Raw genomic sequence first — 20,981 nt, 5'->3', positions numbered from 1 at the left:
ACTCCGGCGATGTTCCGGTCGGCGGACCCGCGCGGGTGACTGGAATTCACCGCTCCGGACAGTCGGCCCGGGCCCCGCCCCCGCAAGTGTGGGGAACCTGTGAGGGTTGGACATCCCGGGCTGACCTGTGACTCCAGTGGTCTAGACCTCTACGCGCGGACGCTTCAACCGGGAGGCGAGGGCCGGTTCCCGGCCGCTTCGATCTTGTGGAAATCGGCTGAATGCCAGCCGTCCGACTTCTTCCGACTTGGCCGGTATTTCCCTCGGAGGTACGGTCGACAGCCCGATCCGAGACGCGTCGGGGAACACGCCTCGGCCGACTCGGGAACGTCCCTCGGTCGACTCGGGAACGTCCCTCAGCCGACTCGCCACGTCCGCTCAGTCGACTCCGGGAAGGATGTGCGGCTCCGCGAGGTCGTCCTCGTACCCGGCCAGCCGGATGGGCGCGGACCTCGCCCACACCTCGAGACTGCCCAGCTCTCCTTCGCCGGAGGGACGCTCCTCAGGCTCGCGCGATGCCTCGCTGCGCGCTGTCTTATCGGCTGCCACCGCACACTCCATTCGTGTCGGGACCGGATGTGCCGACGCACTCTTCACCGGGCGCCGGACGCCCGGTGGGGCTTGAGGTCGAACATCATCGGACGCTGTGGCGATCCGCTGGCCCCAGAGTAACGATGCCACCCGGTCGGCGCGCGCCCATTTCCGGCAGGGTTGCGCCCTCTCGGTTGACGGATATGCGCCGATATCGCGCCCCCGCCGCGCCCGCGGAAAAGACCTGGCGCGGCGGGGGTGCGAGCCGCCCCGCCACGTGGTGAGCTTGAGCCGGAAGGCGAGCGGGGCGGGAAGGGGTGACAGCCGTGCGGATCCAGAAGGCCACCGGCGCCAGGACGAGCAGGCTCGCCCTGATCGCGGCCACACTGCTGATGACGGCCCTGGGCTGCGGGGACGGCGACGGCGACGGGGGCGGGGGCGGGAGCAGCCCCACCGAGCAGCAGCGCATGGGCAGATCGCCGTTCACCGGCGCCCGGGCGGAACGGGGCCCGGTGCTCGCCGTGAAGATCGACAACGTGGCGCCCGCCCGGCCGCAGACCGGCGTCGACAAGGCCGACATCGTCTACGTCGAGCAGGTCGAGGCCGGGCTGACCCGGATGATGGCGGTCTACTCCTCCCAGCTGCCGCCCACCGTCGGCCCGGTGCGCAGCGCCCGCGAGAGCGACCTGGACCTGCTGCGGCAGTTCGACCACCCGGCGCTGGCCTACTCCGGGGTGCAGTCCAAGCTCCAGCCGGCCATCGACGAGGCACCGTTGTATCCACTGACGCCCGGCCGGGCGCCCGGCGCGTTCAGCCGCAGCCGGGACCGGGTCGCCCCGCACAACCTGTACGTCCGCCCGGCGGCCGCACTGCGCGCCGCACCGGACGCGAGCGACGCCAAGGACATCGGCTTCCGCTTCGGCGCGGCGCCGGCGAGCGGCGGGCGGACCGTCGCGAGCCAGACCGTCCGCTACCCGGCCGCCGTCTTCACGTTCACCTGGTCGGGCGAGCGGAAGCGGTGGCTGGTGTCGATGGACGGCAGGCCGGCCGCCACCACGGACGGCGGGCGGCTGGCCGCCGCGACCGTCGTGGTGCAGTACGTGAAGATCGAACCCTCGCGCTTCCGGGACCGCTTCGGCAGCGTCTCGCCGCTCACCGAGACCACCGGCTCCGGCACGGCCGTGGTGCTGCGCGACGGCAAGGCGTACCAGGCGCGGTGGGAGCGGCCGGACGCCGATGGCGGCACCGAGTTCACCGCGGACGACGGCAAGCGGCTGGCCTTCGCCACCGGTCAGGTCTGGGTGGTCTTCGCCCCTCGCGGCTGAGCCGCCGCGGTGGACCCACCGCGGGACCCAAGATCATCCTCAGCACCTACGGGAGGACCCCCGGTCGTACTCCTGTGGCAGTACACGCAAGTGCGTGCTCAGGGACGACGACACGGCGTCGGACACCGGGCAGGGTTGAGGGCATGGACGATGCCCTATCCCCTCAACGGGTGCTCAGATGACCGCACTCGCGCTGTCGGTGCTGCTGGCACTGGTCTCCTCGGTGTGCTACGCCGCGGGGGCCATACTCCAGGAGCATGTCGCGGCCACCGCGCAGGAGTCGTACGCCCCGCTGCGCCGCGGCAGTTGGTGGGCCGCCGTCTCGCTGAACGGCGCCGGGGCGGTGCTGCATGTACTCGCGCTGGCGTACGGGCCGCTGAGCGTGGTGCAGCCGCTGGGCGCGCTGACGATCGTCTTCGCGCTGCCGATGGCCGCGGTGTTCGTGCGGCGGCGGGTGGGCGCCGCCGGCTGGCGGGGCGCGCTGCTGGCCACCGTCGGGCTGGCCGGGCTGCTCTCGCTCACCGGGTCCGCGCCGGCCGAGGCGCTCTCGGACGTGGAGCGGATCGCGGTGGCCGCGATCACGGTCGGCTCCATCGTTGCGCTGACCCTGACCGCGCGCTGGGTGCGCCGGCCGGCGGTGCGCAGCGTGCTGCTGGCCACCGCGGCGGGCACCGCCTTCGGGATCTCCTCGGTCTTCACCAAGAACGTGACGGTGGCCTGGTCCTGGGCCTCCTCGGCCGAGGCGCTGCCGAGCCTGCTGGTGATCGCGCTGCTCTCCGGGGCCGGGGTCTTCCTGTCGCAGGCCGCCTATCGCGGCGCCGGGTTGGCGGCCCCGCTGGCCACCGCCACCGTGGTCAACCCGGTGGTGGCGACGGCGGTGGGGATGGCCGCGCTCGGCGAGCACTTCCGCCACGGGCTGCCGGGCACCGCGCTGGCCGTGCTGGCGGCCGCGGTGGCCAGCGCCGGGCTGGCGATGCTGGCCGCGCACGGTGCGGGCGAGGCCCAGCCGGCCGATGCCGTGCCTGCCGGGCGCCCGGCAGGCACGGTCGAGAGCGGCTCGTCGCAGGTGGCCGGCAGCGTGCCGGCCGGGTCCGCCGAGGAGGCGTCCCCGTCTCCGGCCGAGGGTTCCACCGGGCCCGAGGGGCGGGCCTCCGGTCCGGCGGGGGCGGCGGCCCCGGAGTTCGCCGCCGGCCCGGCGCGGCACCTGCCGCCGGCCGCTCCCTCGCCGGCCGCCCGGCCGCGGCTGGTCCGTCAGGTCCGGCGTTCCGGCGCCGGCCCGACGGACTTCGTGATCACTGTCCTGGGGCCGGCCGGGGCCGGCCGCCTCGCGGTGCCCCGGCCCGGTTTCGTCGGCCCGACCGCCGTCGGCCCCGGCGACCGGGGCCGCGGCGGCGGGGTGCTCCAGCCGCACGGCTGACCGGACCGGGGCGAGGCCGCGCCACGGTCCGGCAGTCCGGCTGCCGTCCGCGGCGCGTGCGCCCCAAGAGGCCAAGAGGCCAAGGTCCGGCCGTGGGTGCGCGGTGTCAGCGGTTCAGGTGCGCGTGCAGATGCGTGACCTCCTCGATGTCGCCCCCGGCCTTCTCCAGCAGCTGCTTGGAGAGGTCGTTCAGCGCGCGGGAGGCCGCGACCTCCTCACCGACGCGCTGCTGAGCCGGGTCGTCAGGGTGCCGGTTGGCGACTCCATGCGCCTTGAGCTCCGTTCCGTCATGGAGTCGCAGCCGCACGTCCGCCTCGGTCTTCGCGTCGATCTCGTGGAACTCCATCTCGATGTTGCATCCGACGATCGTCTCCATGGCGACTACCTCCTCATCCTCAAGAATGCGCGCGGAACCACTCCAGCGCGAGGTCAGCCACCGCCCGCAGCCCGCCGGGCTCCTCGAAGAGGTGGCCGGCGCCCGGTACCACGGCGAGCCGGTTCTCGCACCGCAGCATGGACTGGGCCTGGCGGTTGAGGTCCAGCACGGTCTCGTCCCGGCCCCCGACTATCAGCAGGGTGGGTGCGGTGACGTCCGGCAGCCGGTCGCCGGCGAGGTCGGGCCGGCCGCCCCGGGAGACGACCGCGGCGATGTCGGCGTCCGGCTCCGCGGCAGCACGCAACGCGGCCGCCGCTCCGGTGCTCGCCCCGAAGTAGCTCACCGGCACGGCCGCCTGGCGCACCCAGCGGGTGACCTCGGTGAGCCGGCGGGCCAGCGTCTCGATGTCGAAGACGTTCGACCGGTCGATCTCCTCCTCTGGGGTGAGCAGATCGAACAGCAGGGTGCCGAGCCCGGCCTCGTTGAGCGCTTCGGCGACGGCCCGGTTGCGCGGGCTGTGCCGGCTGCTTCCGCTGCCGTGGGCGAAGACCACCACGGTGGGGGCGCCCTCGGGCAGGGCGAGATCGCCCGTCAGCTGGACCAGTCCGCCCTCCACCGCGATCCGGGCCACGCCGTCGGGCAACCGGGAAGCGCCGGTTCGCCGGGGGCCGTCCCCGGCGGGCGGATCGCTCCCGGCCGCCGGACCGCCGTCAGCCGCCGGACCGCCGTCCGCGGGCGGATCACCGGAGGCGGGAGGGTCACCCGGGGCGGGCGGATCGCCGTCCCCGGGTGCGGCACCGTCGGCGGGCGTGGCGGCCGCGGCCCTGGCCAGCAGGTCGATCACTTCCTGGTCCGGGGTCTGGGAGAAGTCCCGGTACCACTCGCCGACCGCGTAGAACTGGCTGGGCGTGGACAGGCACACCACCTCGTCGGCCTCGGCGCGCAGGGTTTCCACCGCGCTCGGCGGCGAGACCGGCACCGCGAGGACGACGCGGGCCGCGCCCTGGGCGCGGGCCACCCGGCAGGCCGCTTCGGCCGTCGCGCCGGTGGCGATGCCGTCGTCGACCACGATCGCGGTGCGGCCGGCCAGCGGGATGCGGTCCCGGCCGCCGCGGAATGTTCCGGCCTGCCGGGCGAGTTCGGCCTGCTCGGTCCGCTCGACCTCGGCGAGGTCCTCCCGGCTGACCCGGCCCATGCGCACGATGTCGTCGTGGATGACGCGTGCCCCGCCTTCCCCGATGGCGCCGAAGCCGAGTTCCCGGTGGAAGGGCACGCCGAGCTTGCGGACCAGGATGACGTCGAGGGGTGCGCCGAGGGCCTGGGCGACCTCGAAGGCCACCGGTACCCCGCCGCGGGGCAGACCCAGGACGACCGGATGTGCGTTGCGCAGGTGCGCCAGGCGTTCGCCGAGCAGCCGCCCGGCCTCGGTGCGGTCGGTGAACCACATGATGCGCCCCCAGCCCGGGGAGAGAAGCGGAAATCCACCGCCTGCCTCTTTCGAATCAATCCGAAATGAGGTGATTTAGCAAACGGGCAGCTCCAGGACGCGCGGGATCCGGCCGCCGCTCACCGCGGGTCCGCGCCGCCACGCATCGCGGCACGGAAGGCGCCGGGCGTCTGTCCGGTGCGGTGCTGGAAGAACTTCGAGAAGTTGGCGGAATCAGCGAATCCGGCCTGCCCGGCGACCCGCGCCACGGGCAGATCGCTGTGCGCGAGCAGCCGCTTGGCCTCCAGCACCACCCGCTGGTCGAGGAACTCCTTCGCGCCCACCCCCTCCGCGGCGAGGGTGGCCCGGGAGAGGGTGCGCGGGGAGTAGCCGAGGGCCCGCGCGTAGTCGGCGACCCGGTGGGTGCGCGCGAAGTCGCGTTCCACCGCCTCCCGGAAGCGCAGATACGCGACCGGGGGTTCGGCGGCGCCGGCGGTCGGCGCCGCCTGGTGCGCCAGCCGCAACACCAGGGCGGCCAGCAGATGGCGCAGGATCTCCGCGTGCACCTCGGCGGGCAGCCCCTGCCCCGAGCCGTAGGCGCAGGCCAGGTGGCGCACGGAAGTGAAGACGGAGGTGCGGTCCTGCCCCGTCGTCTGCCACCAGGTGCCGGCGAACCGGTCGTCCAGCCGAGCCGAGCGCGTGGTGTCCGGAGACAGGAAGCCGGGGCGGAAGAGCACCAGGGTGCCCTCGATCGCGGACAGGTCGCCGACCTGCTGGACCTGTCCGGGCCGCACCCACAGCACGCTTCCGGTGCCCAGGGGGTACTCGGTGAAGTCGACGGTGTGCACGGTGGACCCCTGCTCGACGGCGAACAGGGAGTGGAAGCGCGGGCGCTGGGGAGTGGCGAACTCGCCGGGCGGCGCACGGCGGCGCAGCTCGTCCAGGGACATGACCTCCACGCCCTCCGGCGCGCCGGGCGGCGGCTGGTAGGGGATCTCCGGGATCACCGAGAGCTCTGAGGGGGGAGAGAAGTCCGAGAGCTCCGCGAGGTCATCGTGTCGCATTTTCACCATGATGAGTCACCAGGCTACCTCGCTCACCTGGGGCTATGGGCGTAGCGTCGATGTCGCTGACCGAAACGGCATGCCGGTCGGCATCGTTTCCCCTGGATATCCCTTATCCGTTCCCTTTCCGCGTCCGTAAAGATTCCCCACAAGGAGACACCCTCATGGCGAAGATCGCACTCGTCGGCGCCGGCGGCACCATCGGCCTGCGCGTCCTGGACGAAGCCCTCTCCCGCGGCCACCAGGTCACCGCCGTCCTGCGCGACCCGGCCAAGCTGGACCGCAGCCACCCGCGACTGACCGTGGTCACCGGCGACGTGCTCGACCCGGCGTCGGTCGCCTCCGCCGCGCGCGGCACCGATGTGGTGGTCAGCGCGGTGGGCGGCGGCGACGGGCCGGGCCATGTGAAGCTCATCGCGGCGGCCGCCAAGTCCCTGGTCGAGGCGGTGCGCTCGCTGGGCGAGGAGGCACCGCGACTGATCACGGTCGGCGGCGCGGGCAGCCTGGAGACGGCCCCGGGCGTGAAGGTGTGGGACGCCCCGGGGCTCCCCGACTGGCTGCTGCAGATCATGCACGCGCACGGTGACGCCCTGGACTTCCTGCGCGGCGTCGAGGACGTCCGCTGGACCAGCCTCAGCCCGGCGGCGACCATCGAGCCCGGCGAGCGCACCGGGGCGTACCGGACGGGCACCGAGCAGCTGGTCACCGATGCCGAGGGCAACAGCTACATCAGCGCCGAGGACTACGCCGTGGCGCTGGTCGACGAGATCGAGAACCCCCGGCACATCGGGGCGCGCTTCACCGTCGCCCGATAGCCCCTGGCACCCCGCCCCGGCGCCTACCGGGCGATCGTGGAGGAGGCCGGCTCCAGGCGGACGCAGCAATGGCCGGGGCTGGGCGCCAGGCACGCTTGGAGCCCGCTTTCATCAAGCCCTTGAAGGACGCCACGGAGCAGGTGCAGGTTCATGCCACACACCGTCTGGGTGTGTTCACGGGCGAGGGCATGGAAGGGGCAGTTGCCCAGAACGATGGCGTCGCCGTCGTGGCGGGGCTCGAATCCGTAGCGCTCCAGCAAGTCGAAGACATCCGCGGGGTCCTGGTCGGCCATCTGCCGGCCGAAGTGGTGGGCCTTGCGGTGCAGAACGGTCCGTACCGGCTCGCCGGTGGCCTCGGATTCCTCCATCGCCTGGGCGAAGAGCCGTCCGGCGAGTTCGTAGTGCCGCTCCGGGAGGTTGACGGTGACCTGCTTGGTGGAGCGCTTGTAGAGCTTGGCGGGCCTGCCCGCGCCCGGTCCCGTGCGGCCACTGCGCCGTTCGTAGACGACATCGAGCAGTGACTCGTCGGCCAGGCGGTCGAGATGGAAGGCGGCGGTCTGCCGCGCCAGACCCAGGGCGGCGGCGGCCTCGTCGCGTCCGACCGGCCCGGGCCGGCTCACGACGTGGTCGTAGAGCCTCCGGCGAGTCGGCTCGTCGAGGGCGGCGACGGCGGAGATGTCGGCGTGGGGTGCTTCTTTCGAGTGGTCCACGAACACCAGTGTAAAACCCGCAGCCATTGACTAAAGAAGGTTTCCGCGTTTCTATCGTTAGTGAGAGTTGCCGATAGAACGAAAGGGCGGCGTCATGTCGTCTGCAACCACAACCACCACCTCCGCCACCCCCCGGCGGACCGCGTTCAGCGACCCCGGCTACCAGGCATTCGTCATCCTGCGCGCCGGCTTCACCGTCGCACCGATCCTGTTCGGGCTGGACAAGTTCGCCAACCTGCTCGTCGACTGGCCCACCTACCTCGCACCGTGGATCAACGACGTCGTTCCGGGCAGCGCCCAGGCCGCCATGTACGCCGTGGGTGTCATCGAGATCGTCGCCGGCCTTGTCGTCGCGCTCGCCCCGCGCTTCGGGGGCTGGCTGGTCGCCGGATGGCTCGCCGGCATCATCGTCAACCTGCTGACGATCCCCGACTACTACGACATCGCGCTGCGCGACTTCGGACTGCTGCTCGGTGCGGTGGCCCTGGCCCGGCTCGCCCAGCGCTACCACGGCAAGGAGCAGCCACGCTGAAGTCGGAGCGGACGCGGGCCGCGCGGGAGGCGGGTGAGCGCGGCATGCTCACCCGTCCGACCTGCGGCCCTGGCAGCCCGCCCGCGCCCGCACCCCCGACCGGGCACGCCGTCTTCGATGCGCGCCGGCGGCCGGGGCGGCGGTTCAGAGGGTCAGCTCCTCACCCAGACCCGGGGTCAGGACCTCGTAGCGCTCGCCGTCGGCGGCATCGAGGAAGCGGGCGAGCTCGTCGGGCTGCGTGGTGTAGAAGCCGTCGGCATGGAAGCCGTCGTAGTGGATCGGTATCGCGGTCCTGGCCTGCAGGAGGCGGGCCGCGACGGCGGCGTGTTGGGCATCGAGCGAGGCCGGATACGGGCTCGGCGGCCGGCAGTGCGGGAAGCAGACGGTCGGTCCGTTGATGGGCGTCAGGACGGCGTCGAAGGGGCCGTAGCGGTGGGCGGCGCGCCACCAGTAGCCATGGAACATCGTGTCGCCCAGGTGGATCACCCGTACGCCGCCGGCTTCGACGGCCCAGGAGACCTGGGGGTCGCCGAGAGTGTCCACGGCCGGGACGGCCGCGATGGCGAACGGCCCGATCGTCACGGTCTCCCACAGGCCCATGGCCTGCCGCGGGAGCTTGCCGGCGGTCAACTCGGCCTCGGCCTTGAGGGTCCACAGGTTCTCGTGGTCGTCGCCGCCATAGGGCTCCGGGTGCAGGACCTTGCCGCCGGGGCCCAGCGCGCGGGCCAAGGCGCCGGCGTCGGCGTGGTCGCGGTGCAGGTGGGTACAGAGACCGGCGAGCACGTGTCCTTCCGCGTGCGGCGGTACGACCTTCGGCAGCGGCACCCCCGAGAGCGGCGTTCCCTCCAGGACGCCTTCGGGCCGCCCGAGCAGGTCGATGACCAGGCTCTCGCCCTGTGCTTCGAGCTCCACTCCGGCCCACCCCAGCCACCGCATACGCATACGACGTCCTCCCCATCGATAATTTACCGTACGATCGTTCGCTAAAATAGCAGACGATCGATCGGTAAGATCAGGGGCATGAGGAAATCGGCCGAGGAAGCCCGGCGCACCCGGGACCGCATCGTGGGAGCCGCGGTGACCCAGGCGTCCAGCCTGGGCCTGTCCGGACTGACCATCGGATCGCTGGCGGAGACGCTCGACATGAGCAAGGCCGGCGTCGTCGGCCCCTTCGGCTCCCGGGCCGAGCTCCAACTCGCCGCTCTGGAGCGGGCGGTGGGGATGTTCACGGAGGCGGTGGTGGCGCCCGGCCGCGCCGCGGAACCGGGGCTGCCGTGCCTGCACGCCGTGATCGACGCCTGGTGCGCCTACCTGGTCGACAGCCCGTTCCCCAACGGCTGCTTCGTCACAGCGGCCTCATGCGAACTCGACGGACAACCGGGCGAGCCGCGCGACCGCCTGTACGACGCGGTGACCCGCTGGCGGCGCTTCCTGACCGAACAGATCACCACCGCGCGGGCCGCCGGCGACCTCGACCCGGACCTCGACCCCGAGGACCTCGTATCCCTCCTGACCGGCATCGCCATGGCCGCCAACCAGGAGATCCAACTCCTCGGCGACGAGCGCGCAGCGCCACGCGCCCGCCGCCTCATGCGCACCGCACTGGCCGGCCACCGCACGCGGTCGGCCACCTGATGACGTCCGCTGTGGCTGACGCGGGAGCGGCCGAGCTACTGCTGGGCGGCATAGTCGTTCTGGCCGCTTCGGTGCAGTGGCTCACCGGGATGGGCTTCGCGCTCATCGCGGTGCCCGTGCTCGTTCTGATGCTCGGGCCGGCGCAGGGGGTGGTGCTCGCAAACTGCGCGGCCGGAGTCATCAGCGTCGCCGGACTCACCGCGAGTTGGCGACAGGTACGGATCGGCGCCATGGTTCCCCTGGTCATCGCCGCCGCTTGCACCGTGCCCGCGGGCTCATGGGCGGCCGCCCGACTTCCCGAACCGGTACTGCTGGCCGGCGTCGGGACCCTTGTGACGCTTGCCGTGGCTCTCGTGATGGGAGGCGCGCGCATGCCGGCTCTGACCGGTACGAGGGGTGCCGTGACCGCGGGTGCCGTGGGTGGATTCATGAACTCCGCCGCCGGCGTCGGCGGGCCACCGTACTCGCTGTACGCCGTGAACGCGGGATGGTCGATGCACGAGTTCGTGCCCAACGCGCAGTTCTACGGCATCGCGGTGAACGTCTTCTCCGTGGCCGTCAACGGCGTACCACGGCTGAGTGGGTCGTCCTGGGCGGTGACCGTGGCCGCCATGGTGGCGGGCGCCCTCATCGGCAGGGCGCTCGCCCCGAGAGTCCGGGAGCGGGGGGTGCGTCGGCTGATCTTCGCCCTGGCCCTGGCCGGTGGCCTCTCCGTGCTGTGCAAAGGGCTGTCGGAGATGGCATGACCGCCCACCGATCCTGGCGGTGGTCCGATATCGGGCGGCCGTTGTCGAGTGAGGGCAGGCGCGCCCGGAGGGGCGTTCACACGTCGCGGCGCGTTCACACGTCGCGGCGCCGCACGACGACCACCGCGAGCACGACCGCGACGAGCGGCCAGAGCACGTACACGGCCCAGGAGCCGGAGACCGTGGCGTCGCGGACGGGGCTACTGCCGGGGAGCGGCCCCCAGTTCTGGACCAGACGCTTCCAGGCGCCGGCCACCATCATGTGGTTGACGTCGGCGGACCACTGCTTGGACGGCGAGAAGAGCATCGGCAGCATCAGCAGGGTGAAGAGCGTGGCGACCATGCCGGCCGCGGTGTGCCTGATCAGCACACCGAGCCCCAGGCCGACCAGTGCGCAGACCGGGGCCACCAGCGCGGATGCCGCCAGGGCCCGGGCCACACCGGGATGGGTGAGGGAGACCCCGGCGTGCCGCTCGTTCAAGATGGCCTGGGAGACCAGGAAGGAACCGGTGGAGATGGCGGCGCCGACCACGGTCCACAGCGCGGCGGTGACGACCGCTTTGGCCAGCACCACCGAGCCGCGGGCGGGAACCGCCACGGTGGTGGTGTGGATCAGGCCGCTGCTGTATTCGCTGACGATGGTGATGGCGCCGATGCTGCCGGCCATGAGCATCAGCGTCATGTAGCCGGCCGGCGGATAGGCGTCGAAGGGCAGGAAGTCGCGGGGCTGACGCGTGCCCGGGCCGGCGGCGGCGAGGTTGTTGTAGTCCGCCAGCGCCGCCACGGCGGAGGACCCGATGACGAACAGGGTGGTGAGCGCGATCGTCCACGGGGTGGAGCGCAGGGACCGCATCTTGATCCACTCGGCGGCGAGCAGGTCGCGGAAGCGGACGGGCGGCTCGGTGACGGGCTGGGCCGAGGCGGTCGGGGCCGCGGGGGCGAGTGAGGTCATCGTGGTTCTCCCGCAAGGTATTCGGCGCTGTCGGCGGTGAGTTCCATGAAGGCTTCCTCCAGCGAGGCGGTCCGGGTGGTCAGCTCGTTCAGCAGGATCCGGTTCCCGGAGGCGAGCGCCGCGATCCGGTCCGCCGGCAGCCCGGTCACGACGAGCTTCTCGGCGCCCGCCGAGCCCTCCGGCTCGACCGACGCTCCTGCGGCGGTCAGTACCGCTGCCAGCTCGGCGGCTTGCCGTGTGCCGACCACGACGCTGGGGCGGGTGCCGCGGGCGGCGAAGTCCCCTACCGATTCGGCGGCGATGAGCCGGCCCCGGCCGATGACGACGAGTTGGTCGGCGGTGTTCTCCATCTCCGACATCAGGTGGCTGGAGAGGAAGACCGTGCGCCCTTCCGCGGCCAGGCGCCGGAAGAGGCGGCGCATCCAGAGGACACCCTCCGGGTCCATGCCGTTGACCGGCTCGTCGAATATCAGCACGGGCGGGTCGCCGAGGAGGGCGGTGGCGATCCCGAGCCGCTGCTTCATGCCGAGCGAGAACGTGCCGATGCGACGGGTCGCCACCTCGGCCAGCCCCACTTCCCGCAGCACCTCGTCCACCCGGCGCGGCGGGATGCCGTTGCCGCGGGCCAGGGCCGACAGATGGGCCGCGGCGCTGCGTCCGCCGTGGACCCGGCCCGCGTCGAGGAGGGCGCCGATGTGCCGCAGTCCGCGCCGATGGCTGCGGAAGGGAACGCCGCTGACCGTGGCCGTGCCGCCGGTCGGCGCCTCCAGGCCGAGGATCATCCGCACCGTGGTGGTCTTGCCGGCTCCATTGGGGCCGAGGAAGCCGGTGACCTGGCCCGGCCGGACGGTGAAGGACAGATGGTCGACGGCTGTCTTGCCGCCGTAGCGCTTGGTGAGTTCGCTGACTTCGATCACAGGGACAACCCTGCCGGGCGGTCACCGTCCGGGCATGAGGCCGTGGGTGGCAATCGCGCGCCGGGGTTGGCCCGCGGGCGTAAACCCCCGGGCCGATGCCGCGCGGACCGCGGCTGGTTACTCTCGCGGCATGAACGCCACACCGACCCTCCTGTTGCCTGCGCGGGTATCGCCTCTCGACGTCACCGAGAGGGCCCGGCGCCGATGACGAGAACGAAGGGCATGGCCTGGGTGGGGGGCGCCATGTACGTCCTCCTTCTGGTTCTGCTGTTGGGGGGCGCGCCGCGGGCTTCGGGCACGGTCCACGCTGTCGGGTCGCTGCTGGCCGTCAGCCTGCTCGTCGGTGTGCTGCGGCGGATGCCGCTGCTGGCTCTGGGCATGACGCTCTTGGGATCCACCGCCGTGGTGGTGGGCACTCAAAGCTCCGCCCAGGCGAACCTGTCGGTGTCGTATCAGGGCCAGTTCCTGTCGTATCTGGCGGTGGATTTCGTCCTGGGCCTCATCGTCGCCACCCGCACGCGGCGAGCTTCGATCGTCGCCGTGGCCGTGTCCTTCGCCGTGCAGTCCGTGGTGATCGGCGGCTTCGCGCACGGGGACAACCTGACCGTCAACGGCGTGATCGCCCTCTTGGCGATGGCCGCGTCCTGCATGGTGGGTCTGCTGCGTCGCGAGCGGCGCGAGCACGCGGTGGCGCTGCGGTCCCAGGAGGTGGCCGAGGCCGTGACCGCCGAGCGGCTGCGGATCGCGCGGGAGTTGCACGACATGGTCGCGCACAGCATCGGCATCATCGCCATCCAGGCCGGGGTGGGCAGCCGGGTCATCCAGACGCAGCCCGCGGAGGCCCGCGAGGCGCTGCGGGCCATCGAGGCCACCAGCAGGGAGACGCTGTCGGGCCTTCGGCGCACGCTGGTGGCGCTCCGCCGGAGCGACCCTGACACAGCCGACCCCGGGCAGCCACATCTGGCACCCTCACCGGGTCTGGCGGACCTCGGGAAGCTGGTCGCCGCGACCGCGGACGCGGGGGTAGGTGTCGACCTGCGTTTCAGCGGGGAGCGGCGTCCCTTGCCGGCCGACATCGACCTGTCCGCCTACCGCATCGTGCAGGAGGCGCTGACCAACGTGGTCCGCCATGCGGGCTCGGGGCACTGTCGGGTGGCCATCGGCTACGGGGACGAGGAGCTGTCGGTGGAGGTCGTCGACGACGGGCGTGGCGTCACCGGCATCGGCTCGGCCCAGGGATTCGGCATCATAGGCATGCGCGAGCGGGTCGGCCTGCTGCACGGCCGACTCAGCGCCGGGCCGCGCCCTGAGGGCGGCTTCCGGGTTGCGGCGCGGCTGCCGCTGCCCGCGCCCGTCGGAGTTCCGGTGGCGGCCCGATGACTGTCCGAGTCGTGCTCGCCGACGACCAGCCGTTGGTACGGTCCGGTCTTCGCGTGCTCATAGCCGATCACCCCGACCTGGAGGTCGTCGGTGAGGCCGCGACCGGCGCCGAGGCGGTCCGACTGGTCGGCGACATCAGCCCCGACGTCGTGGTGATGGACATCAGGATGCCCGGCATGGACGGGATCGAGGCCACGCGCCGGATCACGGCCGGTCCGGCGACGACCCGCGTCCTGGTCCTGACCACCTTCGACGAGGACGAGCACGTCTATGGCGCGCTCCGGGCCGGGGCGAGCGGCTTCGTCGTCAAGGACATGGCGCTGGACGACATCCTCGCGGCGATCCGCGTGGTCGCCGGCGGCGACGCACTGATCGCGCCAGGTGTCACGCGCCGTCTGATCGCGGACTTCGTCGGGCGCCCCGCGGCTGCCCCGGAGCGCTCCCCGCGGCCGGTCGAGGGCATCACCGAGCGGGAGCGGGAGGTGCTGACCCTGGTCGGACGCGGCCGGTCGAACAGCGAGATCGCGGAGGATCTCTTCATCACGGTGGCCACCGCCAAGTCGCACGTGTCACGGCTGTTCACCAAACTGGGCGCCCGGGACCGGGTTCAACTCGTGATCACCGCCTATGAGATGGGACTGGTCAAGCCGCCCCGGTGACCCGAGGGCCCGGCGGTCCGCCGGCCGGACTCGTGGACCTCGACCGGGCGGACGGGAAACACCCCGCCCGGGTGCTCACCGTGGACCGGACGGCCGCGGCATGGTGGCCGGGCGGGGCGGCCAGGACTGGGGATCGAGGATGCCCAGCACATACGCGCGGCCGACCAGGGCGAGCCGGGTGGGGGCGCCCAGCAGTTCGCGCAGCCGGCCCAGGTGGTAGTCGAGGGTCTGCCGGGAGAGCCCGAGCGAGGCGGCGATCTCGTTGTTGCCGTGGCCGGCGGCGAGCAGGGCCAGTATCCGGGTCTGGGCGGCGGTGAGTGCCGGGAGCGGCCGGTGCGGCAGCCCGTGGTGGGTCAGCATCGCCCAGACACCGCGGGCTCGCCCCGGTTCGCCGCGGACGGCGGTGAGCAGCAGCCGGGCCCGCCAGTGTTCACCGTCGGCGCCGACGAACGCGGCCGAGGTCTGGATACGGCGCCTGCGGCAGGCCACCAGCTCGTGCCAGGCCCGCCCCAGCTGCGCCAGGTCGTCCGCGGGGGCCAGGAAGCCGCGCGCCGAACGGCCCAGCAGATCGGCCGGGCGTGCCCGCAGCAGTCCGGCGGCCGCGCAGCTGATCCGCTGGATCCTGCCGCCGGCGGACAGCAGGGCGCACGGCAGGCCGCTGTGTTCGCTGAGCGCCTGGAGGCTCTCCTCGGCGGCGCGGCGCTGGTTCAGCGCACGGGTGTAATCGGTGATGTCGACATAGATGCCGGCCACGCACGTCTGCTCCCCCTCGATGACGGGGAACCGGTGGCCGACCGCCCTCCCCGGCGTGCCGTCCGGACGGTGGAAGGTGAGGGTGTGCCGGACCGGCTTGCCGGAGGCCAGGACCTGCTGGTCCAGTGCCTGGAAGGCGGCCGCGTCCTCGGGCGCGTCGAAGTCGGTGACCGGGCGGCCCACGACCGCCTCCGGAGTGGTGCCGTAGAGATGGGCGTAGGCGTGGTTGGCCCACAGGTAGCGGCCATGGCTGTCCCGGATGAAGGCCGCCGCCGGCGCGAAGTCGGCGAACGCGTCGTAGCGGCGCCGCCCGGACGCGACCGTGCTGATGTCGACGGCCAGCCCGCTGAGACCGCTCCGGCCCTGGGCGGAGAGGCGCTCGGGGTAGCAGGTCACATCGAACAGGCGCCCGGCGAAGTGCACTTGGCGCCGGTCGATGCAGCCCTCCACCACCGGCCCGGCCACTTGGGCGCCCAGGGTGTCGAGCAACCGCTGGGCCATCCGCGGATCGCGGAACGCGCCCCCGCCGCAGTCGATGACCCGCAGTCCTTCGTCCGCCTCCCACCAGGAGACGGGCATACGGTCGAGCAGCGTACCGAGACTGGTCTCGTTCATCAGCCGCCTCTTCGCTGTCGGTCCCTCCGGTCCCCTTCGCCGGAGCCTGGCCAAGGGCTTCCCCGTCTCCCCACGCGCATGCCCGGTCACCGCCGGTAGTGCGAAAGGGGCCGGATTCAGCGCCTCGGGGCACCCGCGGCGCCCCACACGCCGACAGGGTCGTCAGACGCGCGGACCAGGGGGCGGCCCCGACCTGGCCGGCTGTCAGCCGCGTGGAACAAGGCGCCGCCCTGTCCTGGCTGGATGTCAGCCGCGTTGAGAACTCAGGCATTTGCCTGAGTTCCCCGGGCGGCTGCGGGGGTACCCGGTTGCCGCCGGCTGCTTCGCTTGATGGGCCCGGAGCGCGACGCACACCCATCGGACGGCCGGGCGTCGACCACACCCTTTTCGAGACCGAGGAGTCGTTTCCCGTGAGCAAGGTGCTGTTCGTGTACGCCAAGGGCGGGCCGCCGCTGGAGTACGCGCTGTCCCGGGTCGCCGCCAAGGCCGAAGTGCACCTGCTGGCGCTCAGCCCGCTTCCCCTCTCGGTCCGCGAGCGGTGCACCCTGCGGTGCACGTCGGCGACCGTGCCCGCCGCGGACGAGTCCGCGGATCTGGTCGCGCTGATCACGGCCCGGGCGCAGGCCGTCGGCGCGGACGCGGTGTACACGGCCTCCGAGTACGCGGTGGTGGCGGTGGCCGAGGCGTGCGAGAAGCTCGGCCTCGCCGGAGCCGGTGGCAACTGCGTGCTGGCCCGCGACAAGCGGATGATGCGCCGCACCTGGCGGGAGCACGGCGTACCGCAGCCCCGCTTCCGTGCGGTGGCCGGCGAGGCGGACATGCGGGCCGCCGCGGCCGAGATCCCCTTCCCGATGCTGCTCAAGGCGGCCTGGAGCGCCGGGTCGACGGCGCACCGGATCATCCGGGGTCCCCAGGACATCGCCCCGGCCTGGCGTCGGGCCCGGGCGGTGATGGAGGATTCCGCGCGGCAGGGGTACGCCGAACTGCATGTGGCGGGCGCGGACGGGGACTTCCTGGTCGAGCAGATCGTGGACGGCACCGCCGACGGCTGGTTCGACGAGCCGGGCTGGGGCGACTACGTCAGCGTCGAGGGCATCGTCGCGGACGGCGTCTACCACCCGGTGTGCCTGAGCGGGCGCATGCCCACCGTGGCTCCCTTCACCGAACGCGCGAGCATCACCCCCGCCCCGCTCCGCGCACAGGCCCAGGAGCGGATCGTGGAGCTGGCCCGGGCCGCCGTGGACGCGCTGGGGCTGCGTACCTGCGGCACGCACACCGAGATCAAGCTCGGTGCCGGCGGGCGGATGTGGGTCATCGAGACCGCCGCCCGGTTCGGCGGGGCGATGACCGTGCCGCAGATCGAGGAGGTCTTCGGGGTCGACCTGATCGGCATGCTCGTCGACGGCCTGCTCGGCCGGCCGGTGGCCGGGCCCGGCGGGGTGCTCGGCCCCGAGGAGGCCGACGGCGCCGCGGGGTCGCTGGTCGTGCTGGGCGTCGACCGGGCCGGCGCCCCGTGGCCGGACCGGCGGGTGTGGGACTTCTCCGCCGTCGACTGGCCCGCGCTGATCACCGAGGGCAGCCGGCTGACGGAGGTGACCGAGCACTCGCTCCCGAACGGCACGCCGGTGCCGGTCTACGACCCGGCGGCGGGCGCCAACAGCATGGCCGCGCTGTGCCTGCTCTCCGCGGCCGACCCGGTGACCGTCGTCCGCGACTTCGAGACGCTGACCGACGCCATGCCGCACGTCCTCCCGGCGGTCGGCGACGGCGGGAGGCGGATATGAGCGGCGCACACCTCTGCACAGACCCCGCCGCTTCCGGGACCGACGCGACGGTGATCGGTGAGAACCTCTCGCTGCCGCTGTTCCGCACCCTCGCCGGGGTACTGGCCGGGCACCCCTACGTGAAGATCGTCGTGGACCGCGCCGAACACACCTGGCACCTGCTCGACTCGGCGGTCCACCCCTTCCACGTGAACTACACGGCCACCCGCGTCCTCGGCCTGAGCCTGGAGGAGCTCGACGCCCGCCTCGACGCCTTCAACGCCTCGGTGTACACCGACCCCGACCGCCGATTCCTGCTCGGAATCCTGTCCCTGCACGCGGACCAGGACACCGACGGACGGGAACGGCCCTTCCTCGTCCTGGAGACCACCGAGGCCGACACCATGGGCCGCGCGCTGCTGAAGGAGTTCTACGGCTTCGTGCGGGAACGGGTCGACGGACGGCTGCCGCTGCTGCTGAAACCGGCCAACCACGGGCAGGAACACGAACTGGCGGCGATCAGCGAGGCGCGCCTGCCGCGCATCCTCAGCCACCAGCTGTTCGCCGACCGGCTCCGCACCCCGCTGAACACCGGCGAGGCGGTGGGCCGGCTGCGCTGGTTCCGATCGCCGCGGGAGTACCGGGAGCAGGCGGGCGCGCTCGGCTGGGCGGACATCGTGGCCATGGACCGGCTGCCGGACGACGTGCCCCGCGTCGCCGGGTTCATCAACACGGCACCGATCACCCCGCTGTCGCACACCAACGTCCTCGCGTCCGGCTGGGGCATTCCCAACGCCATCGTGCGCGACCTGGACCGGCTGGTCGAGGCGGACGCGCTCGACGGCGCCTGGGTCCGCTACCGGGTACGCGATGACGAGGTCAGCCTCACCCGGCTGGGCAGCGTGCCCGAGCTGGACGAGCCGACCTGGCACCAGCAGCGCATCCGGCTGGAGCCGCCGTGGCTGGAGGACGTCCCGGTGCTGGAGCTGCACCGGCTGCGCCGCGAGGACCGGGACCGCTACGGCACCAAGGCCGCCAACCTCGGCGAGCTGCACCATGTGCTGGACAGCCGCACCGCGGACCTGACCGCCTACTACGGCCGGCCCCGGCCGCCACGCCGCGACCTCTACACCCATCTGGCATCCCGGCTCACCGCCCCCGCCGGCGCCGGGCCCGAGGCGCTGCGGAGCGCGGCGGCCCGGTTCGTGGCCGAGACCGTCCGGGCTCCCGAGGGCATCGCCCTGCCGTTCGCCCTTCAGCACCGCTTCCTCATCTCCTCCCCCGCCCTCCAGCAGGGGCTGGGCAAGCTGAAGATGGCGCTGGAGCTGTCCGCGACCGACGTGCTGGACTCCCTCTGCCTGAACCTGCAGCAGCTGGTCCACAGCACGCCGATCCCCGAGGAGGTGGCCGCGCGGATCACCGGTGCCTTCGGGGACCGGCCGATCGCCGGCCGCCGCCTGGTCGTACGCTCCTCGTCCAACGCGGAGGACCTGCCGGGCTTCTCCGCCGCCGGGATGTACGACTCGATCACCACCGTCCGCGGGACCACCGAACTCCTGGACGCGGTACGCCAGGTGTGGGCATCGCTGCTCTCGCCGCGCAGCGTGCGGCTTCGCCATCAGGCGGGCATCTCCCTCGACGACACCTATATGGGCGTCATCGTCCAGGAGTACGTCCCGGCCGCGCTCGGCGGCGTCCTGGTGACCTGCAACCCCACCCGCCGCGAGGACTTCCGCAACGTCTACCTCAACTGCACGCCCGGTTCGCCGGAGAAGGTCGTCGACGGCACGGTGCTGCCGCTCCAGTATCTCTACAACACGGTCGAGGGCGGCGGCCGCACCGTCGCGGTCGGTTCGGCCGCGGAGGACCTGCCGCCCGCGACCCGGGCCCGGCTCGCGGATCTGGCGCTCACCGGCCGGCTGCTGCAGTCGCACTTCGGCGACGGCCCCGAGGACCCGCTGGACATCGAGTGGCTCATGACCGAGCGGGGCGACTTCCGGCTGGTCCAGATCCGCCCGTACGCGCTGTGAGCCGGCCGGCATCCGTCGTCGCGCCCGGTCGCCGGCGGCCGGGCGCGGCCCCGCTGCCCGCCGCGGCGCGGCGGATCATCGCGCTCAACAACGGCTTCCAGCTGCTGTTCAACCTGCTGTGGTGGATGCCGGTCTTCTACGCCTACCAGCGGGAGGCCGGCCTCTCCGACCAGGAGATCTTCGGGATCCAGAGCATCTACTACATCGCCTTCTGCCTGTTCGAGATCCCCACCGGGCTGGTCGCCGACCGCATCGGCGCCCGCAACTGCCTGAGCGCGGGGGCGGTGGTGATGTGCGCGGCGAACCTGATCCCGGTCCTCTCCCCCGGCTACGTGGGCTTTCTCGCGCACTTCCTGGCCATCGCCGCGGGCCGCTCCCTCACCTCCGGTGCGGCCAGCGCCTACCTCTACGACGCGCTGCACGCCCAGGGCGCCGGCGACCACTATCTGCGGGCCGAGGGCACGGCACGCGCGCTCGGACTCGCCGCGAAGGTGGTCTGCTGGCCGCTGGTCGGCCCGCTGATGGCCCTGGCCCGGCCCACCCCCTACCTGCTGAGCGCGGCCGGTGCCGCCGCGTCCCTGTGCTGCGCCCTGGCACTGCCGCGCCGGATCGGCCCGGCCGGCGCGCGGGCCCCCGGCATGGCCGGCGAACCCGGCCGGCGTAGGGAGAAGCGCCCCGCGAGGGGATCCCGCGATGTCGCCCGGGCCGCGCGCTGTCTGCGGGCGAGCCCGTGGCTGGCGCTGGTCATGGCGCAGGGCGTGGCGGTCTTCACGCTGTCCCGTATATGCCAGGTCAATCTCTTCCAGCCGATCCTGCTCGACCACGGCATCCCCGAGGGCTCGCACGGCGCCGTACTGGCGGCGGTGACCGTCGCCGAGGCCGTCGGTTCGGCCCGGCCGCAGTGGCTGGGGCGCCGCCTGCGGCCGCTGACCATGGTCTCGCTGCTCAGCCTCGCCATGGCCGCCACCCTGGCGGGCACCACTCTCGGCGGCCCACTGCCCGCCATCGCGCTGCTGTGCCTGTTCTCGGCCGTCACCGGATTCGCCTATCCCCTCCAGCGGAAGCTGGTGAACGACGCGATACCCCATGGCGCGCCACGTGCCACCCTGCTCTCCGCCGAGAGCATCGTGGACCGGGGCGTCTGCGCGCTGGCCGCGGTGGCCGCCGGCGGCTATCTGTCCGCCGACCGGATGGACGCCCTGCTCTGGCACAGCGCCGCCGCCACCGCCCTGGTCATGCTGGGCGTCCACACGGCGGCGAGGATCAGGGCACTTGGCGCCGGGACCCGCGATCGCGCCGAAGGCCCAGGGCCTCATTGATCTGTCCACCGTCTCG

Annotated in this window: 20 protein-coding genes; 11 read left to right on the top strand and 9 right to left on the bottom strand. The window is 72.7% G+C overall.

Features of this window, described 5'->3' with window-relative positions; genetic code table 11:
* Window positions 1-378: 378 nt before the first annotated feature.
* Window positions 379-561, bottom strand: a complete 183-nt coding sequence (locus AC4BDD_RS27965) for a hypothetical protein (RefSeq protein WP_490688237.1) — start codon at window positions 559-561, stop codon at window positions 379-381.
* A gap of 362 nt (window positions 562-923) precedes the next feature.
* Between AC4BDD_RS27965 and AC4BDD_RS27960 the strand changes: the two genes are divergently transcribed.
* Both AC4BDD_RS27960 and AC4BDD_RS27955 read left to right on the top strand, forming a co-directional pair.
* Window positions 924-1,856 (top strand): DUF3048 domain-containing protein, encoded by a 933-nt coding sequence (locus AC4BDD_RS27960; protein ID WP_490691963.1) that lies wholly within the window; start codon window positions 924-926, stop codon window positions 1,854-1,856.
* Window positions 1,857-2,034: 178 nt separating this feature from the next.
* Window positions 2,035-3,273, top strand: a complete 1,239-nt coding sequence (locus AC4BDD_RS27955) for a DMT family transporter (protein ID WP_490688236.1) — start codon at window positions 2,035-2,037, stop codon at window positions 3,271-3,273.
* Between the two features lie 106 nt (window positions 3,274-3,379).
* Here the strand turns inward: AC4BDD_RS27955 and AC4BDD_RS27950 are convergent, their stop codons facing one another.
* The 3 genes from AC4BDD_RS27950 to AC4BDD_RS27940 form a co-directional block, all read right to left on the bottom strand.
* A complete protein-coding gene (locus tag AC4BDD_RS27950; RefSeq protein WP_490688235.1) occupies window positions 3,380-3,649 on the bottom strand; it encodes a DUF1876 domain-containing protein in 270 nt (89 codons plus the stop codon).
* A gap of 19 nt (window positions 3,650-3,668) precedes the next feature.
* Window positions 3,669-5,096: an alpha/beta family hydrolase gene (locus AC4BDD_RS27945; RefSeq protein ID WP_490688234.1), complete on the bottom strand. Its 1,428-nt coding sequence runs from the start codon at window positions 5,094-5,096 to the stop codon at window positions 3,669-3,671.
* A 119-nt stretch (window positions 5,097-5,215) separates the two neighbouring features.
* The gene (locus AC4BDD_RS27940) at window positions 5,216-6,139 is read right to left on the bottom strand and encodes an AraC family transcriptional regulator (RefSeq protein ID WP_490688233.1); all 924 of its coding nucleotides are present in this window, start codon (window positions 6,137-6,139) and stop codon (window positions 5,216-5,218) included.
* A 164-nt stretch (window positions 6,140-6,303) separates the two neighbouring features.
* Between AC4BDD_RS27940 and AC4BDD_RS27935 the strand changes: the two genes are divergently transcribed.
* Window positions 6,304-6,954: an NAD(P)-dependent oxidoreductase gene (locus AC4BDD_RS27935; protein ID WP_490688232.1), complete on the top strand. Its 651-nt coding sequence runs from the start codon at window positions 6,304-6,306 to the stop codon at window positions 6,952-6,954.
* 23 nt (window positions 6,955-6,977) lie between these two features.
* On the opposite strand, the gene AC4BDD_RS27930 is transcribed toward AC4BDD_RS27935, so the two are convergent.
* The gene (locus tag AC4BDD_RS27930) at window positions 6,978-7,670 is read right to left on the bottom strand and encodes a helix-turn-helix transcriptional regulator (RefSeq protein WP_490691962.1); all 693 of its coding nucleotides are present in this window, start codon (window positions 7,668-7,670) and stop codon (window positions 6,978-6,980) included.
* Between the two features lie 88 nt (window positions 7,671-7,758).
* Between AC4BDD_RS27930 and AC4BDD_RS27925 the strand changes: the two genes are divergently transcribed.
* Window positions 7,759-8,196 carry a hypothetical protein gene (locus AC4BDD_RS27925; RefSeq protein ID WP_490688231.1) on the top strand — a complete coding sequence of 146 codons (438 nt, stop codon included), beginning with the start codon at window positions 7,759-7,761 and terminating at the stop codon, window positions 8,194-8,196.
* 144 nt (window positions 8,197-8,340) lie between these two features.
* Here AC4BDD_RS27925 and AC4BDD_RS27920 read toward each other — a convergent pair whose 3' ends face one another.
* Entirely contained in the window at window positions 8,341-9,138 is a 798-nt protein-coding gene (locus AC4BDD_RS27920; protein WP_490688230.1) for an MBL fold metallo-hydrolase, read from the bottom strand.
* Between the two features lie 78 nt (window positions 9,139-9,216).
* On the opposite strand from AC4BDD_RS27920, the gene AC4BDD_RS27915 reads away from it, so the two are divergent.
* Together AC4BDD_RS27915 and AC4BDD_RS27910 are read left to right on the top strand one after the other, a co-directional pair.
* The gene (locus AC4BDD_RS27915) at window positions 9,217-9,831 is read left to right on the top strand and encodes a TetR/AcrR family transcriptional regulator (protein WP_490688229.1); all 615 of its coding nucleotides are present in this window, start codon (window positions 9,217-9,219) and stop codon (window positions 9,829-9,831) included.
* 11 nt (window positions 9,832-9,842) lie between these two features.
* Window positions 9,843-10,577 carry a sulfite exporter TauE/SafE family protein gene (locus AC4BDD_RS27910; RefSeq protein ID WP_490688228.1) on the top strand — a complete coding sequence of 245 codons (735 nt, stop codon included), beginning with the start codon at window positions 9,843-9,845 and terminating at the stop codon, window positions 10,575-10,577.
* A gap of 94 nt (window positions 10,578-10,671) precedes the next feature.
* Here the strand turns inward: AC4BDD_RS27910 and AC4BDD_RS27905 are convergent, their stop codons facing one another.
* Complete coding sequence (locus AC4BDD_RS27905) at window positions 10,672-11,529, bottom strand: ABC transporter permease (protein ID WP_490688227.1); 858 nt, start codon at window positions 11,527-11,529, stop codon at window positions 10,672-10,674.
* On the bottom strand, window positions 11,526-12,446 hold the full coding sequence (locus tag AC4BDD_RS27900) for an ATP-binding cassette domain-containing protein (RefSeq protein WP_490688226.1): 921 nt from the start codon (window positions 12,444-12,446) through the stop codon (window positions 11,526-11,528). The genes AC4BDD_RS27905 and AC4BDD_RS27900 overlap by 4 nt, the downstream gene beginning before the upstream one ends.
* A 204-nt stretch (window positions 12,447-12,650) precedes the next feature.
* On the opposite strand from AC4BDD_RS27900, the gene AC4BDD_RS27895 reads away from it, so the two are divergent.
* Both AC4BDD_RS27895 and AC4BDD_RS27890 read left to right on the top strand, forming a co-directional pair.
* On the top strand, window positions 12,651-13,826 hold the full coding sequence (locus tag AC4BDD_RS27895; RefSeq protein WP_490688225.1) for a sensor histidine kinase: 1,176 nt from the start codon (window positions 12,651-12,653) through the stop codon (window positions 13,824-13,826).
* Complete coding sequence (locus AC4BDD_RS27890) at window positions 13,823-14,485, top strand: response regulator (RefSeq protein ID WP_490688224.1); 663 nt, start codon at window positions 13,823-13,825, stop codon at window positions 14,483-14,485. The genes AC4BDD_RS27895 and AC4BDD_RS27890 overlap by 4 nt, the downstream gene beginning before the upstream one ends.
* A gap of 75 nt (window positions 14,486-14,560) precedes the next feature.
* Here AC4BDD_RS27890 and AC4BDD_RS27885 read toward each other — a convergent pair whose 3' ends face one another.
* Window positions 14,561-15,853 carry a PAS domain-containing protein gene (locus AC4BDD_RS27885; protein WP_490688223.1) on the bottom strand — a complete coding sequence of 431 codons (1,293 nt, stop codon included), beginning with the start codon at window positions 15,851-15,853 and terminating at the stop codon, window positions 14,561-14,563.
* Between the two features lie 410 nt (window positions 15,854-16,263).
* On the opposite strand from AC4BDD_RS27885, the gene AC4BDD_RS27880 reads away from it, so the two are divergent.
* From AC4BDD_RS27880 to AC4BDD_RS27870, 3 genes are read left to right on the top strand one after another with little or no spacing between them, the layout of a single operon-like run.
* Complete coding sequence (locus tag AC4BDD_RS27880; protein ID WP_490688222.1) at window positions 16,264-17,637, top strand: ATP-grasp domain-containing protein; 1,374 nt, start codon at window positions 16,264-16,266, stop codon at window positions 17,635-17,637.
* On the top strand, window positions 17,634-19,646 hold the full coding sequence (locus AC4BDD_RS27875; RefSeq protein WP_490688221.1) for a PEP/pyruvate-binding domain-containing protein: 2,013 nt from the start codon (window positions 17,634-17,636) through the stop codon (window positions 19,644-19,646). Before AC4BDD_RS27880 ends, AC4BDD_RS27875 begins: the two co-directional genes overlap by 4 nt.
* The gene (locus AC4BDD_RS27870; protein ID WP_490688220.1) at window positions 19,643-20,965 is read left to right on the top strand and encodes an MFS transporter; all 1,323 of its coding nucleotides are present in this window, start codon (window positions 19,643-19,645) and stop codon (window positions 20,963-20,965) included. Before AC4BDD_RS27875 ends, AC4BDD_RS27870 begins: the two co-directional genes overlap by 4 nt.
* The last annotated feature ends 16 nt before the right edge of the window (window positions 20,966-20,981 follow it).

The organism is Streptomyces sp. JLBT605 (assembly GCF_058215555.1).
Note: the sequence above shows the minus strand (reverse complement) of the source record. Positions and strands in the feature narration are given on the sequence as shown.

Coding starts and splice junctions, on each gene's coding strand:
- AC4BDD_RS27965 (WP_490688237.1), bottom strand. CDS start 561: ATGGAGTGTGCGGTGGCAGCCGATAAGACAGCGCGCAGCGAGGCATCG.
- AC4BDD_RS27960 (WP_490691963.1), top strand. CDS start 924: ATGACGGCCCTGGGCTGCGGGGACGGCGACGGCGACGGGGGCGGGGGC.
- AC4BDD_RS27955 (WP_490688236.1), top strand. CDS start 2,035: ATGACCGCACTCGCGCTGTCGGTGCTGCTGGCACTGGTCTCCTCGGTG.
- AC4BDD_RS27950 (WP_490688235.1), bottom strand. CDS start 3,649: ATGGAGACGATCGTCGGATGCAACATCGAGATGGAGTTCCACGAGATC.
- AC4BDD_RS27945 (WP_490688234.1), bottom strand. CDS start 5,096: ATGTGGTTCACCGACCGCACCGAGGCCGGGCGGCTGCTCGGCGAACGC.
- AC4BDD_RS27940 (WP_490688233.1), bottom strand. CDS start 6,139: ATGCGACACGATGACCTCGCGGAGCTCTCGGACTTCTCTCCCCCCTCA.
- AC4BDD_RS27935 (WP_490688232.1), top strand. CDS start 6,304: ATGGCGAAGATCGCACTCGTCGGCGCCGGCGGCACCATCGGCCTGCGC.
- AC4BDD_RS27925 (WP_490688231.1), top strand. CDS start 7,759: ATGTCGTCTGCAACCACAACCACCACCTCCGCCACCCCCCGGCGGACC.
- AC4BDD_RS27920 (WP_490688230.1), bottom strand. CDS start 9,138: ATGCGTATGCGGTGGCTGGGGTGGGCCGGAGTGGAGCTCGAAGCACAG.
- AC4BDD_RS27915 (WP_490688229.1), top strand. CDS start 9,217: ATGAGGAAATCGGCCGAGGAAGCCCGGCGCACCCGGGACCGCATCGTG.
- AC4BDD_RS27905 (WP_490688227.1), bottom strand. CDS start 11,529: ATGACCTCACTCGCCCCCGCGGCCCCGACCGCCTCGGCCCAGCCCGTC.
- AC4BDD_RS27895 (WP_490688225.1), top strand. CDS start 12,651: ATGACGAGAACGAAGGGCATGGCCTGGGTGGGGGGCGCCATGTACGTC.
- AC4BDD_RS27890 (WP_490688224.1), top strand. CDS start 13,823: ATGACTGTCCGAGTCGTGCTCGCCGACGACCAGCCGTTGGTACGGTCC.
- AC4BDD_RS27885 (WP_490688223.1), bottom strand. CDS start 15,853: ATGAACGAGACCAGTCTCGGTACGCTGCTCGACCGTATGCCCGTCTCC.
- AC4BDD_RS27875 (WP_490688221.1), top strand. CDS start 17,634: ATGAGCGGCGCACACCTCTGCACAGACCCCGCCGCTTCCGGGACCGAC.